The sequence below is a fragment of the Myxococcus sp. MH1 genome (genome assembly GCF_059738865.1).
On the sequence record NZ_AP026947.1, the window covers coordinates 4,717,342 to 4,731,253 of the forward strand.

At 70.7% G+C, this 13,912-nt stretch carries 9 protein-coding genes; 3 read left to right on the top strand and 6 right to left on the bottom strand.

All coding sequences use genetic code 11. The features are described 5' to 3' along the window. Window positions 1-3: 3 nt before the first annotated feature. The 4 genes from AC6JA9_RS19005 to AC6JA9_RS19020 all read right to left on the bottom strand — a co-directional run bounded on the left by AC6JA9_RS19005 (window position 4) and on the right by AC6JA9_RS19020 (window position 8,496). Window positions 4-2,883 carry a sensor histidine kinase gene (locus AC6JA9_RS19005; RefSeq protein ID WP_223785772.1) on the bottom strand — a complete coding sequence of 960 codons (2,880 nt, stop codon included), beginning with the start codon at window positions 2,881-2,883 and terminating at the stop codon, window positions 4-6. Between the two features lie 96 nt (window positions 2,884-2,979). Then, window positions 2,980-6,573 carry an efflux RND transporter permease subunit gene (locus AC6JA9_RS19010; RefSeq protein WP_223751573.1) on the bottom strand — a complete coding sequence of 1,198 codons (3,594 nt, stop codon included), beginning with the start codon at window positions 6,571-6,573 and terminating at the stop codon, window positions 2,980-2,982. After that, entirely contained in the window at window positions 6,570-7,697 is a 1,128-nt protein-coding gene (locus AC6JA9_RS19015; protein WP_223751574.1) for an efflux RND transporter periplasmic adaptor subunit, read from the bottom strand. Before AC6JA9_RS19015 ends, AC6JA9_RS19010 begins: the two co-directional genes overlap by 4 nt. Before the next feature lie 166 nt (window positions 7,698-7,863). Further along, the gene (locus AC6JA9_RS19020; protein WP_497960357.1) at window positions 7,864-8,496 is read right to left on the bottom strand and encodes a hypothetical protein; all 633 of its coding nucleotides are present in this window, start codon (window positions 8,494-8,496) and stop codon (window positions 7,864-7,866) included. A gap of 139 nt (window positions 8,497-8,635) precedes the next feature. Here AC6JA9_RS19020 and AC6JA9_RS19025 point away from each other — a divergent pair, with 139 nt between their 5' ends. Then, window positions 8,636-9,370 (top strand): TetR/AcrR family transcriptional regulator, encoded by a 735-nt coding sequence (locus AC6JA9_RS19025; protein WP_223751576.1) that lies wholly within the window; start codon window positions 8,636-8,638, stop codon window positions 9,368-9,370. Between the two features lie 6 nt (window positions 9,371-9,376). Here the strand turns inward: AC6JA9_RS19025 and AC6JA9_RS19030 are convergent, their stop codons facing one another. After that, window positions 9,377-9,616 (bottom strand): hypothetical protein, encoded by a 240-nt coding sequence (locus tag AC6JA9_RS19030; RefSeq protein ID WP_497960359.1) that lies wholly within the window; start codon window positions 9,614-9,616, stop codon window positions 9,377-9,379. 142 nt (window positions 9,617-9,758) lie between these two features. On the opposite strand from AC6JA9_RS19030, the gene AC6JA9_RS19035 reads away from it, so the two are divergent. Then, complete coding sequence (locus AC6JA9_RS19035; RefSeq protein WP_370642034.1) at window positions 9,759-10,958, top strand: cyclic nucleotide-binding domain-containing protein; 1,200 nt, start codon at window positions 9,759-9,761, stop codon at window positions 10,956-10,958. Between the two features lie 9 nt (window positions 10,959-10,967). Here AC6JA9_RS19035 and AC6JA9_RS19040 read toward each other — a convergent pair whose 3' ends face one another. After that, window positions 10,968-11,357, bottom strand: coding sequence for a hypothetical protein (locus AC6JA9_RS19040; protein ID WP_223751579.1), 390 nt, complete (start codon window positions 11,355-11,357; stop codon window positions 10,968-10,970). Window positions 11,358-11,541: 184 nt separating this feature from the next. Here AC6JA9_RS19040 and AC6JA9_RS19045 point away from each other — a divergent pair, with 184 nt between their 5' ends. Further along, entirely contained in the window at window positions 11,542-13,842 is a 2,301-nt protein-coding gene (locus AC6JA9_RS19045) for a serine/threonine-protein kinase (RefSeq protein WP_473569367.1), read from the top strand. Window positions 13,843-13,912: the final 70 nt, after the last annotated feature.

A 13,912-nucleotide genomic window follows, 5' to 3' on the forward strand; every position in this document is an offset into this window, starting at 1 on the left:
GCCTCAGACGTGCCAGGTGAGGGAGCTGTCCGCCGAGTGGATGGCGGGCAGTGAGCAGTAGAAGGTGGTGCCGAGTCCGGGCTGGCTGTCCACCCAGACCCGGCCGCCATGGGCCTCGGTGATGCCCTTGACGATGGTGAGCCCAAGGCCCGCGCCTTCCTTGGCGCGGCTCCGGGCCTGCCAGAAGGGCTCGAACAGGTGGTGCTGGTCCTCGGGGGGAATCCCCGAGCCCGTGTCGCTCACCGAGCAGCGCACCATCTCCCCCCACGGGCGCGCGCGCAGGACGATGCAGCCGCCCATCGGGGTGAACTTCAGCGCGTTGCCAATCAGGTTGGAGAAGAGCTGCAGCACCCGGTCCCGGTCCACGAAGAGGTCCGGCGTGTCGCGGCTGACGTCCAACTGGAGATGGACGGACTGGGCCTCGGCCAGCGCCCGGTGCAGCTCCAATGCCTCCGTGAGCAGCGCCATCGTCGACTCCGGCCGACGGTCCACGGTGAGGCTGCCGCCCTGCATCCGCGCGACATCCAGCAGGTCCGCGATGAGCGCGGTCGCCCGGGTGACCGCCTTCTGGATGGAGGTCAGTGGACGCGAGTCCGCGGCGCGCTCCGCCGGCGAGCGCTTCATCATCGTCCCCGCGCTCAGCGAGATGACATTCAGGGGCGCGCGCAGGTCATGGGCGACGATGCGCAGCACCTCGTCGCGAAGGTGCGTGGCCTGCTCGGAGCGCGCATGCAGGCTCGCGTTGTCGATGGCCAGCGCCGCGCGCCGCGCCAGCTCCTCGACGAGCGCCAGGTCCCGACGCCCGTAGCTCCGCCCGGACTCGGAGGTGCCCAGCGCGACGACGCCCACCGTGTGCCCGCGCGCGCTCAGCGGCACCACGATGATGGAGCGGGGCGCGAGCCGTCGAAGCAGGTCCAGGTGCCGGGCATCCTCCGCGGTGCTCTCCAGGAGCGACGCGGGGACCTCTTCCAGCAGCAGCGACTGGCCGCTGGTGAAGACCTCCGCCAACGCATGTCCCCGCCGCAGGTGGGCCTGCGGATACGCGCCGAACAGCTCCTCCATCAACAGCGTCCTCTCGTGCGTGGAGGCGAGGCACTCGCGGCGTTGGACCTTCCCGTGCTCGTCGATCATCGTCACGACGCAGAAGTCCGCGAGCGCTGGGACGAGCAGCCGCGACACCGTGGTGACCGTCGTCCCCGGGTCCAGCGAGCTGGCGAGCCTGGGCCCAGCCTCCGCCAGCAGGCGCTGCTCCCGCTCCTGCTGCTTGCGCTCGGAGATGTCCTGCACCTGGGAGATGAAGTGCAGCGGTCTGCCCTTCGAATCGTGGACGAGGGACGCGGTGAGCAGGACGTACACCAAGTGGCCCAGCTTGTGACGGTAGCGTTTCTCGAGCTGATACGTGCCCAGCTCCCCATCCAGCAGCCGCCCCACCTGGAGCAGGTCCCCCTCCAGGTCCTCCGGGTGGGTGAGGTCCTGGAATGTCATCGCGCACAGCTCCTCGCGCGTGTACCCGAGCATCTGGCTCAGCGCCTCGTTCACGTTCAGGAAGTGTCCGTCCAGGCCAACCAGGGACATGCCGATGGGGGCATGGTCGAAGGCGGTGCGGAACAGCTCCTCCCGGTTGCGCCGGGCCTCCTCCGCTCGCACCCGCGCGCTCAGGTCGCGCAGGATGACGGCCCTGAACGCGACATCATCCACCCGCACGTCGGCGAGCGTGGCCTCCGCGGGAAACACCTCCCCACTCCTGCGACGGCCGGACAGGGGTCTTCCCTCCTCGTCGCCCGGGCCTGTTCCGGCGGCCTCCCGCGCCGGGAGGTCCAGGGGGCCGCTCAGCAACAGGTCCATCGACCTGCCCAGCACCTCGCCCGCGGCGTAGCCGAAGATGCGCTCGGCGCCGGTGTTGAACAGGGTGATGTTCCGCTGCTCGTCGACGGCGATGATGGCGTCCGCGGCGTTGTTGACGATGCCGGCGAAGCGGGCCTCGGAGATGCGCAGCGACTGCGCCACTTCGCGCTGACGCGCATCCAGTCGGGAGAGGGCGTTCGCGTTGCGAGCCAGCAGGAGCACGAAGGCGAGCACCGTGACGAGCGCGAAGACCGACGTGCCGAACGGGCCGCTGCGAAAGCCGAGCTCCTCGCTGACCAGCCGCAGCCCCCACACGAGCAGTGGCAGGGTGATGACGGCGGGCAACAGCCTGCGCGCCATGAGGCCGCCGGCGTCGTCCCGCAGCAGCACCCCCATCAGTCCATATCGGGGATGCACGGAGAGGATTCCCACCGAGAGCAGCAGGAACAACAGCGCCGAGTGCAGCGCCATGGGCGTGTAGGGCCCGAAGGCCCGCTGCCCGATGAACGCGGTCAGCGGAGCCTCCTCCAGATACGCATAGCCGATGAGGGCCTGGGCGGAGACGAGCGCGACGAGCAGGGCGAGCGGACGGGCCGGATGCCACCCCGAGCGGGTCCTGACGTGCAGCAGCAGCAGCGCGGACCCGAGCAGCACCAGGCTCGCCGCTGTCAGGGGAGACGGCCGGCCCGGCATGTGCGGCGACAGCCGGGTGAGGGTGTCCGCGAAGAAGAGGGGGGCGATCCCGAAATCCCGCCGCGTCAGGTACTCGAGCAGCACCAGTCCGCCCAGCACCATGGCGAGCAGCGCCAGTGCCAGCCCCAGTCCCCTTGCCAGGCGCTCCGCCGACTTCCTCCTCAGCAGCCACAGCGCGCAGCCGATGGAGAACTGCCCCACGGCGGTGAGGGGCATCATCACCCCGGCTCCCGGGAGGAAGACCACACGGGTGAGCCGCTCGCTGGCCATCGCCCAGCCCGCCAGCACGGTGGCCGTCACCAGGACGGTGAACGTGCACACGAGCGGGACCAGCCAGTCGAGCACCCTTTCCAGAGGGCGCGACGAAACCTCCATCCACGAAACTGGAGTCACGTCCTGTCGTTGACCAATGTCGCGGCGGCGACCGCTCCGCCGCCTGCTTCAGCGCTCCTCCCAATGAATCCAGCGCAGGTCCCTCACGAAGAGCGTGTAGAGGACGGGGACGAGCAGCAGGGTGAGCACCGTGGCCACGGTGAGTCCGCCGATCTGCGCGTAGCAGAGCGGCTGCCACAGCGGGCCGCCGTGCAGCGCCAGGGGGATGAGCCCCAGCACGGTGGCTCCCACCGTCACCAGCACGGGCCGCAGGCGGTGGACCCCGGCGTCGAGCAGGGACTCGCGCAGGGACTCTCCGCGCTCGTGGGCCTCCTCGATGTAGTCGAAGAGCACGATGATGTGGCTGACGATGACGCCCATCAGGCTGATGATGCCCAGGAAGGCCATGAAGCTGAAGGGCGCGCCCATGAGGACCAGCGACACCAGCGCCGCCGCCGCGCCGAAGGGCAGGGCGGCGAACACGACCAGCGGCTTGACGGCGTTCTTGAACTGGATGACCAGCGCCACGTAGATGGCGACGATGAGCATGCCGAGCACGACGACCATGCTCGCGAAGCTCTTCTTCTGCTCCTCCGCCTCGCCGCCGATCTCCAACGTGTAGCCGATGGGCAGGTGCTGCTGGAGCTCATCGAGCTTCGGACGGGCCTCCTTCAGGACCTCCGACGCGAGCACGCCCTGTTGCGGGAACGTGGAGATGGTGATGGTGCGGAACTGGTTGCGGCGGCGGATCTTCTCCGTCTGGAGCGAGTAGGCGACGCGGGAGACCTGCCGCAGGGGCACCTTCTGGGGCCCGCTGCGCGAGCTGATGTACAGGTTCTCGATGTCACCCAGCTGGGCGCGCTCCTCGGCGCGGAGCCGGGCGACGATGTCGATTTGATGGATGCCCTCGCGCAGCTGACCCACCGTCATGCCGTTCATCGCCGAGGCGGAGGACGTGGCCACGTCCAGGTTGGTGACGCCCGCGAGGTTGGCCCGGTCCGGGTCCACCTCCAGCTTCACGGAGAACGTGTCGCTGCCCCAGTCGTCGCGCGTGCGCGCGGTGCCGGGGACGGAGCGGAAGATGGCCTTGGCCTGCTCGGCGATGTCGCGCAGCACGGAGATGTCCTCGCCGGAGACCCGGATGGACACGGGGATGCCCACGGGCTTGCCCGTCTCCAGCTCGCGCACGTCGACGCGCGCCCCGGCGATGCGGCGTGACAGCGCGTCCTGGAACAAGGGCACCAGCATGCGGGTGTCCTCCTTGTCTCGGACCTGGATGACCAGCTGCGCGTAGTTGAGCTGCTGGAGCTCCGGTGCGACGGAGAACCAGAAGCGGGGACCTCCGCCGCCGATGAACTCCGTCACCGACTCGAGCACCTGGCGCGGCTTGCCGTCGCTCGGGTGGGCCTTGCCGTACTCCTCGGCCACCTCCTGGAGGATGCGGGTGGCGTCCCTGGCGGTGTCGCGCGTCGCGGTGAGGGTGGCGTCCTCGGGCAGCCAGACGTCCACGTAGGACAGATAGGACAGGTCCTTGGGGAAGAAGGCGGAGCGGACGCGGGTGCCCACGAGCGCGCCCGCGATGAGGACGAGCAGCGCCACGCCGACGACGAGCAGCCGGTGGTCGATGGCCCAGCCGACGACCTGCTGGTATCTCCGGGCGAAGCGCGAGGTCTTCTGGTCCGATGCGGGAGTCTCCGTCTCGGGCGCGCGGAGGATGGCGGAGCCCAGCAGCGGGATGAACGTCATGGAGACCACGCGCGAGGCGACCAGGGACAGCGTGAGGACGATGGGCAGGGTGCGGATGAACCTGCCCGTGTCTCCAGGCAGCGAGAGGAAGGGCAGGTAGGCGGCGATGTTGGTGAGGGTGGCGAAGAGGATGGCGGTGGCCAGCTTCGTGGGACCGAGCCACGCGGCGATGCGCGGCTTCCACCCCATGGACATCGAGCGCTTGATGGCGTCGCTGGCCACGACGGGGTCATCCACCAGCAGGCCCAGCGCGATGATGAGCGACGCGATGGAGATCTGCTGCAGGTCCACGCCGAACAGGTGCATCAGCCCGAAGGTCATCGCCAGGGTGATGGGGATGGACAGGGCCAACAGCAGCGCCGTCCTCCACTCCCAGAAGCCGATGAGCGCGACGAGCACCACCAGGATGATGGCCTCGTAGAGCGAGGACATGAACAGGTCCACGTTCTCCTTCACCTGGAGCGGCTGGTCCGAGGTGCGGCGGATGACCAGGTCTTCGGGCAGCAGCCGTTGGACGTGCGCCAGCTCCTCGCTCACGGCGTGGCCGAAGGTGTCGATCTGCTCGCCCGGGCGCATGTTGACGGCGAGGGTGATGGCGCGGTTGCGGACGAACTCGCCCTGGGCGTTGCGCGCGTCCAGGTAGTTCAGGAAGCGCGGCGGGCTCTGGTAGTCGCGGCGCACGTCCACCATGTCGCGCAGGTACACCGGCGTGCCGTTGGTGCTCGTGGTGGCGACGATGTCTCCCAGCTCGCGCTCGCTGGACAGCTCGCCCGACGGGTCGATGGTGATGCTCTTGCCGCCCATCTCCAGGATGCCGCCGGGCGCGGTGATGTTGCGCGCGGAGATGAGGTTCGCGAGCCCCGAGGCCTGGACGCCGTAGGAGGCGAGGCGCTCCTGCGAGTACTCCAGGAAGATCTTCTCCGGCAGCACGCCCACGCGGGTGACCTTGGAGACGACGGGCAGCCGCTGGAGGTGTCGCTGAATCGTGTCGGTGAAGTCGTCGAGCTGCCGGTGGCTGTAGCGGTCTCCCGCGTTCGCCGTCAGTCGGGCGCGGACGTCCTTCGGGTCGCGGACGATGATGGGGCGCCACACGTCGGGGTGGAGCTCCGACAGGCTCAGGTGGTCCTGGGCGAAGGCGCGCAGGTGTCGCAGCAGCGTGTCGTCGTCCAGGGACGTGGCCATGTCCACGCCGATGAAGCCGGGGCTCTGGATGAAGCGCGCGTCATCCGTCTCGGGCAGGGCGTCGAAGAAGCGCAGGGCCTGGTCTCCCAGGCGCTGCATGGACGTCGCGTTGATGGAGGGCGGGAAGCTCACCACCAGCGTGGCCCGTGGAGCGGAGGACGACGCGGACGCGCGCACGTCCTCGATGGCGCGGGCGACGGCGCGCGAGCGCAGCTCCAGCTCCACGTCGTTCGCCGGAGGGCTGGCCACCGTGAGCATCAGCGTCGCGGTGTCGCCGAAGTCCTTGAGGAACTGCACCGGCCCCGCGCCGCTCGGCAGGTCGCGAATCGTGTCGAGCCGCCCCTGGATGTCGTCGAACTCCTTGGCGCGGTCCGCGACGTCCTCCTTCAGCGTGACGTAGACGACGGACAGGCTGGTGCGACTGATGGACTCGATCTTCTCGACGCTGGCGTTCTCGGAGATCTTCTGCTCGATGCGGCGGGTGACCAGCTGTTCAATCTTCTCCGCCTCCGCGCCGGGCCACAGGCACGTGGCCACCGCGACGCGCACTGCGATGACCGGGTCCTTCGCCTTGGGCATCTTGAAGTAGCCGTAGACGCCCCACACCAGCGTGAAGGCCAGGAACACCCAGGCCACCTGCCGCTTCTCGGTGAAGTAGCGCGCGGTGTTGTGTTTGTGGCGCACCAGCGCTTCGTCGCGCTCCCGCTCCGCCTGCTCCGCCTGCTCGGGCGTCACGGAATCACCTCCACCGCCTCGCCGTCGGACAGGAGGCTGGCGCCGGTGACGACGATGCGCTCACCGGCCTCCAATCCCTTGCGCACCGGGATGACGTTGCCCAGGTACTCGCCCAGCTCCACCTCGCGGGCACGCACCAGTGACTTGCCGTCCTGCTGCTGGAACACGAAGACGGCGAACCCGTCCGGCTTGCCGGGCGCGCGGACGATGGAGGACAGCGGCACGAGCAGCTCCGGCTGGAGTCGGGCGGAGCCGCCGTCTCGCAGCGACAGCGCGGCCACCATGCCGGGCTTGAGTCGCTGGTCCTCGTTGGGGATGGAGACCTCCACCGCGAACACGCGGCTCTTGGGGTCCGCGGAGGGCGCGATGCGGGAGATGCGCCCCTCGAAGCGCTGTCCGGGGAAGGCCTGGGTGATGACGGCCTGGGGCGCGCCGAGCCGGACGCTGGGCAGGAGCGTGTCCGGGACGCCGAACACCACGCGGACGCTGCGCGTCTCCGCCACCGAGAAGGCGACGGTGCCCGGCGCGGCCAGGACGCCCACCTCCACGGTGCGCTTGAGCACCACGCCGGAGAGCGGCGAGCGCAGCTGGGTGTCCTCGAGCGCCGTGCGCGCTTCCTCCACGCGGGCCTGGGCGACGGCCGAGGCGCCGACGGCGCTGTCCTTCTGCGTGCGGGCGGCGTCGAGCTGCGCGGGCGTGGACACCTCCGCGGCGACGAGCTTCGTCGTGCGCTCGAAGTTGATGCGCGCCTGCTCCTCGGCGGCGCGGGCCTGGGAGAGCGCCGCGCGGGCCTCGGTGAGCTTCTGCGAGTAGTCCGTCTTGCGCAGCGCGGCCAGCTCCATGCCCTCGCGCACGGCGTCGCCCTCCTGGATGAGGCGGGGGCGTCCGTCCACGTCCTTCACCTTCGCGATGGACTCCACGTAGCCGCCGACCTTGAAGGCCAGGTCCACGCGCGTGGCGGGCTGGATCTCCGCGGAGAAGCGCGCATCCGCCGTCGTCCCGGCGCGGCCCACGGTGGCGATGCGCACGGCGGTGGGCGGCGCGGGCGGGGGAGGGGAGCGCCCGCAGGCGAGCCCGAGCGGGGCGCCCAGGACGAGCGTGAGGGCCAGCAACGACGTCCTCATGAGACGGACTCCAGCGACGCGTCGGAAGCGACGACGTGAAGGACGGCGCCCGGGATTCGGGGCCGTCCGGGGGGAAGCTCACCACGATGAAGAAGGGACTCAGGGGGTGGGCACGACGGGGTGGGCCTTGCCTGTCGCGCGCCCGACACGGTGGGCCGCCGGATGCTCAGAGGACGACGAGCAGGCCGAGGGACGCTGTCGGGTAGACCTGCCGCAGCTTCAGCTCACCATTCGAGATGCGCAGCGTGCGCACGTCCGTGAAGGTGAAGCCCGGGCCTCCGCGCGCCGTCAGGCCCAGCCGCCCCGCACCCGGCCGCCACATGAGTCCCACCGCGGGCTCCACGAACGCCGCCGTGCTCGCGCCCTGCGAAGGGCCCTTGCCCGTGCGCGCCACGAACTCCTCGAAGCCCGCCGTCAGCCCGACGAAGGGCCGCAGCGTGCCGTTCGCGAACGTCGTCACCGTGTAGCGCGCGTCCGCGCCCACCGCGTAGTTGAGCTTCACCTCGCCCAGCTCCGCCCCCTCGAAGCGCGTGCGCACGCCCACCGCGTTGCCCCACTGGCCCGCGCGCGCTATCAGTCCGAAGGAGAACGGCCCCTCGAACCGGGGCGAGATGTCCAGTCGCACGCCGTACATCGACGCGTCCAGCGCGGGCGGCTGCAGCTCCAGCAGCACCGCGCCCCGGCGCTCCCGCTCCCGCGAGGGAATCAGCTCGCCCGCGTCGTCCGCCCACGCCGGTGCACCCATCAACACCGCCGCCGCCAGCACTCCCGTCAGGACTCCCTTGGACTGGACCTTCATCTCGTGCTCCCGTGTTTTTAGTCGTTCGACTAATTTAGTTACACGACTAACTAAGACTGCGCCCGGGTGATGTCAAGGCGACCGGGCGGCCGGCCTCGGGGTGCTTGCGGGTAGGTGTGTGGCGTCCTATGGGAGACAGATGGCCCGTCCACGCAGCCCGAAGAAGCCTTCGTCCCCTCCGCCGGAGCCGGCGCTCACGGGAGAGCCGGATGCCCGGGAGCGGCTCATCGCCGCCAGCTCGCGCGTGCTGGCGGAGCGGGGCTACGACGCGACGACGGTGAAGGAGGTGGCGCGCGTGGCCGGGGTGAACCAGGGGCTGGTGCACTACTACTTCGGCAGCAAGGACGCGTTGCTGCTCGCCGTCACGCGCGCGCACAGCGCGCAGTACGTGGCGGAGCTCAAGAAGCTGCGGGACGAGACGCCGCTGGAGGACCTGGCGGACACCAGCTTCGCGTGGGGCGAGCGCCACCTGCGCGCGTCACCCGAGCAGTTCCGGCTGCGCTACGAGCTGTTCGCGTTGGGGCTGCGCAACGCGGAGCTCACCTCGGCGGTCTCCGAGCTCCAGGCGGAGGGTGACCTGGAGGTGGCCCGCACGGTGGCGCGGTATCGGGGGGGGGAGGCCTCGCGCCCCGAGCCCCTGGACCACCACTACGCCGTCATCATCAAGTCGTGCTTCGACGGACTGGCGCTCCAGGCGCTGTTGGATCCGAAGTTCGACCCGGGGCCGGTGTACGCGCTGCTGAAGCATCTGGTGCTGTCGAGTGTCGACGGACCCGGGAGCGGCAAGGCGCCAGCGCGTCGGGGAACTCGGAGCCAGGCGCGTCGAGGCACACCGAAGCCTCGACGTCGCCCGAGCACTCGGCCCCGCCGCTGAGCGTCGTCAGAGGGCGGTCTGCTCGCCGGGCGTGAGGAACCGCACGCGGCGGTCTCCCTGGAACGCGGCGCGGACCTGGGCCTCGGTGGAGAGGGGCTCGAAGGTGCCCGCGTACGTCACGGTGAGTCCGTGGGCGGTGGCGTGGCCTGTCCACAGGCGGGTGTCATCCTCTACTCGGAGGACCTGGACCCCGGGGGCTCCGGCGGGCGTCCAGGTCGAGACGGTGATGGGCCGCGCGCGGGGCATGGGATGTTGTCCGGCTGGATGCTTTCTATCTCACGTTTAAGGCCTGTACGAGGTATGGGGGCGTCGTGTCAGTCGGTGGCGTCGCGATACAACGCGTCGAACCGGGCCTTTTCTGGCGGCCAACCGGGCCGGAGGATGAGACATGCCAGGAGCCACAGTGGGGCTTCGCGTGGGGGGAGCACGCATGGGGACGGATGCAGAAGGGGCGTTGCGCGCCGTGCGGTCTTTGGTGGAGCTGGAGGACACGGAGCAGGCAGCGCAGCTCTACGAGGAACTGGGGGCCTCCCAGCGCGAGCGGCTGCGCAAGCAGGCCGCGCAGGGGCCGGTGAAGGAGCGACGCGGGTTGGTGGAGGTGCTGCGACGCGCCCGGGACTTCCTGGGCGCCGCGCGGCTGATGGATGGCAGCGGTGACGACGCCGTGGCCGCCGACCTCTACGTCCAGAGCGGCCAGTACCTGGAGGCGGCGGAGGCCTGGCTGCGCGCGGGTGAGTCCGAGCGCGCCGCGTCGGCCTTCGAGCGCGCGGGGGCCCTGGAGCGCGCGCTGGAGGTGTACCGCGGCCTGGGCGCGCGTGAGTCCATGGCGCAGTGCCTGGTGCGCCTCAAGCGCCCCTTCGACGCGGCGGACCTCTACCGCGAGCTCGGTCAGCCCCACGCGGAGGTGGAGGCCCTGGGCGGCGTGACGCCCGAGGACCCGCGCTACATCGAGGCCGTGCTTCGCATGTGCCGGCTGCTGGACGTCGAGGGCTTCACGCACCGCGCGCTCGCGGTGCTGGTGGACGCGCTGACCAGCTCCGACGTGGCGCGGGCCGAGCCGGCGATGGTCACCGAGCGCGCGCGCCTGTTGCGTCGCATGGGCATGAACGCGGAGGCGGAGGCGGTGCTCGGCCGTCGCAACACGCCCTCCACCACGCCCGTGGCCAACGGCTATCGCTTCCTCAAGGCCATCCCCATCTTCAGCGAGCTGTCGCTGGAGGACATGAAGGACCTCTACCGGCAGGCCCGGCAGGTGGTGCTCGCGCAGGACTCCGTGGTGCTGGAGAAGGGAGAGCCGGGCGTGGCGCTGCTCGTCCTGATGGAGGGGACGGTGGACGTCTTCAGCGGCCCGGAGTCGGACGCGCGGCTGCTCAACTCGCTGGGGCCGGGGGAGTACCTCGGGGAGATCTCCCTGGTGCAGGACGCGCCGGTGTCCGCGCACGTGCGGGCGCGCACGGCCGTGCGCGCGCTGCGCATCAGCCGCACGGCCTTCGAGCACTACCTGGACACCCACGAGGCCGCGGCGCTGCGCATCTACCGCCTCTTCACGCAGAACCTCGCGGCCCGGGTGCGCGCCCTCAGCGCTTGAAAAGGCGGCTCACTTCCAGGAGCAGCCCTTGATCTTCTCGCAGAAGGCCGCGTTCGTGGCCTTCGTGCACTCCATGGCCAGCCCCATGCACCGGTTGGTGGAGTACGAGTAGGAACAGCCGGGCTGGCTGTTGCAGAAGACGCTCGAGTACACGCCGCAGAAGGTCGCCTTGCCGGTGCACTGGCCGCCCTTGCTCGGCGCCGCGTCCTCCGCGGCCTGCTCCGTGTCCTCCTTCACGGGAGTTTCCTGCTTCGCGCCGTCCTTCTTCGGGGAGGACTGGGTTTTCGTGTCCTTGGGCGCCGCGGCCTGTTCGTCCGCGTGAGCGGGAGCACAGGCGATCAGCACCAGGGTGGCGAGCATTCCCACGAGGAGTCGAGGCTGCGCTGCGTGGCGAGACATGGGCGTCCTTTCGGCGAGGGGCTCGGCTTTCGCCCCGGCATGATGAGAACAGCGCACTGTAGAGGACTCCTTCCGGGCGTGGGGAAGAGGGCACGGCGGGTGGCTCGGCTCACCCAGGAGGTGGGTCCTTTTCGCGCGACTGTCATCGACGTGGACGCAGCGCGCGGCTAACATGTCCGGCTTCATGGCCAGGCAGGATGGCGCCAGCGAAGATCCCGACCGGGGGCGGCGCATTGGAAAATACGAGATCCTCACCCGCCTCTCGATGGGAGGAATGGCGGAGCTGTTCCTCGCCTTCACCTCGGGGCCGGGCGGATTTCGCAAGTTCGTCGCCGTCAAGCAGATCCTCCCGGACATCAAGAAGGACGAGCAATTCGTCCAGATGTTCCTGGATGAGGCGCGGATCACCGCGGCGTTCTCGCACGCGAACATCGGACAGGTCTTCGACCTGGGCGAGGACGGCGGCGAGCTGTTCCTGGCGATGGAGTTCCTGCCCGGGCAGAACCTGGAGCAGGTCATCAAGGCCGCCTCGCGGCGCCAGTACGGGCTGCCGCTGGGGTTCATCGGTCGGGTGATCCGCGACACGTGCCTGGGGCTGCACTACGCGCACCACTTCACGGACCCGTCGGGGCGCTCGGTGGCGGTGGTGCACCGGGACGTGTCGCCGAAGAACGTGATGCTCACCTACGACGGCGTCGTCAAGGTGATCGACTTCGGCATCGCGAAGGCGAGGGGGCGGCTGGGGCGCACGCAGGTGGGCACGGTGAAGGGGACCAGCGGGTACATGTCCCCGGAGCAGGTGCGTGGCCACGCGATGGACGGCCGCAGCGACCTGTTCTCCGTGGGCGTGATGCTCCACGAGATGCTCACCGGCCAGCGGCTGTTCAACGGTCCGCACGAGGCCGCGGTGATGTTGCAGATCGTGGAGGCGGACGTCACGTCGCCCCGCGCCGCCAACCCGGACATCCCTGAGGCGCTGGACGCGGTGGTGATGCGCTCGCTGGCCCGGGACGCGGCGCAGCGCTTCACCAGTGGCCGTGAGATGGCGCGCGCCATCGAGGCGGCGCTCGGCCCGGAGCTGTTCGACGAGGACGGCGTCACCGCGGTGATGGGCGAGCTGTTCGAGGAGAAGCGTCAGAAGACGCGCACGCTCCTGGAGCTGGCCAGCCGCGCCGAGGACGCCCGGGTGAGCGAGGCGGCCGGCGAGCTGCAGCAGGACGACGTCGGCGAGATGGGCGCCACCGCGCAGCTGCCGACCCCGACGGCGGCCCGCACGGTGGCGCGCGCGGATGGGAGCAGCGCGCCCAAGCCGACGCCGCAGCGGCGCACGGATGGGAGCAGCGCGCCCAAGCCGGTGCCCCAGCGGCGTCCGGCCACGCCCACGGACCCGGAGGTCCCCACCCGCGCGGGCAGCGGACCCAAGCCGGTGCCGCAGCGGCGTACGGGGGCCGAGGCGGCCTCGACGACGCCGCGTGCCCCGCGCGCGCTGCTGGAGGCGGGCGGCACGTCCCGCACGCCGCGCCCGCGTCCCGCCGCGCGCGAGGAGCCGCTGGAGGACGTGGACTCGCTCGATGAGCCGAGCGACCTGTCGACGCAGCAGTTCCGCACCCGTCCTCCGCGCCCGGGCGCCGGCTCCTCGGGCCGTGGCCGGGGCGTGTCGCGCTCGGACACGCCGGTGCAGACGCCGGCCGCGAAGCCGAAGTCCCGCTGGATGGGGCGGCTGTTCCTGCTCGTGCTGCTGGGGGCCGTGGGCTGGGCCTCGACGCAGCCCATGGTCCGCGCCCAGTTCGTCCCCGCCTTCGAGTCCGCGAAGGCCTGGGTGAAGGCGGAGCTGGATCCGCAGCCGCCCGCGGACCCCACGCTCAACGCCGCGTGGCCGCCCCAGCAGAAGCCGGGACCGCCGCCGGGCTTCCCCGGCACCACGCCCGCGCCGGACCCGCGTCCGGGCGCCCAGGCGGAGGCGCCCTCCGCGCCGGAGCCCACCGCCCAGGTCGAGACTCCGCCCGAGCCGTCCCCGGCCGCGCCCGACGTGCGCCCCGCGTCCACCTCCACGGCGCGCAAGGGGAAGGAGACGCCGAAGGAGGACCCGGCCCGGACCGCCGAGGCCTCCAAGCCCGTCACCCGCAAGCCGCGGGTTTACGCCGGCAAGGAGAAGCCGGAGGATGAGCCCGTCACCACGGTGACGAAGGACCCGGACGCGCTGGCGGAGGTGATGGACACCAGCACGCCCAAGGGCGCGGCGAAGGCCGGGCTGGGGTGGATCACCCTCTACACGGTTCCCCGGGCGGCGGTGTTCGACGGCGCCACCCAGCTGGGCACCACGCCGCTGTTGAAGTTCCCGCTGCCGGTGGGGACCTACACGCTGCGGCTGGTCGACCCCACGAGCCCCGACGGGGTGAGCCGGCGCCTGTCCGCGCCGGTGAAGCCCGGCGAGGTGACCAAGCTGCAGATTCGACTGGCGGACCTCCCTCTGTACAAGGAGTGAGCGCCGTCCTTGACGCCCTCGGACCCCCTCAATAGGGTCCGCGGGCTCTTTTCCTTCGACGCACTGCGAG

Bases quoted from the DNA above. Each gene is read 5' to 3' on its own strand.
- AC6JA9_RS19015 (WP_223751574.1), bottom strand. From the start codon at position 7,697: ATGAGGACGTCGTTGCTGGCCCTCACGCTCGTCCTGGGCGCCCCGCTC.
- AC6JA9_RS19020 (WP_497960357.1), bottom strand. From the start codon at position 8,496: ATGAAGGTCCAGTCCAAGGGAGTCCTGACGGGAGTGCTGGCGGCGGCG.
- AC6JA9_RS19025 (WP_223751576.1), top strand. From the start codon at position 8,636: ATGGCCCGTCCACGCAGCCCGAAGAAGCCTTCGTCCCCTCCGCCGGAG.
- AC6JA9_RS19030 (WP_497960359.1), bottom strand. From the start codon at position 9,616: ATGCCCCGCGCGCGGCCCATCACCGTCTCGACCTGGACGCCCGCCGGA.
- AC6JA9_RS19035 (WP_370642034.1), top strand. From the start codon at position 9,759: ATGCCAGGAGCCACAGTGGGGCTTCGCGTGGGGGGAGCACGCATGGGG.
- AC6JA9_RS19040 (WP_223751579.1), bottom strand. From the start codon at position 11,357: ATGTCTCGCCACGCAGCGCAGCCTCGACTCCTCGTGGGAATGCTCGCC.
- AC6JA9_RS19045 (WP_473569367.1), top strand. From the start codon at position 11,542: ATGGCCAGGCAGGATGGCGCCAGCGAAGATCCCGACCGGGGGCGGCGC.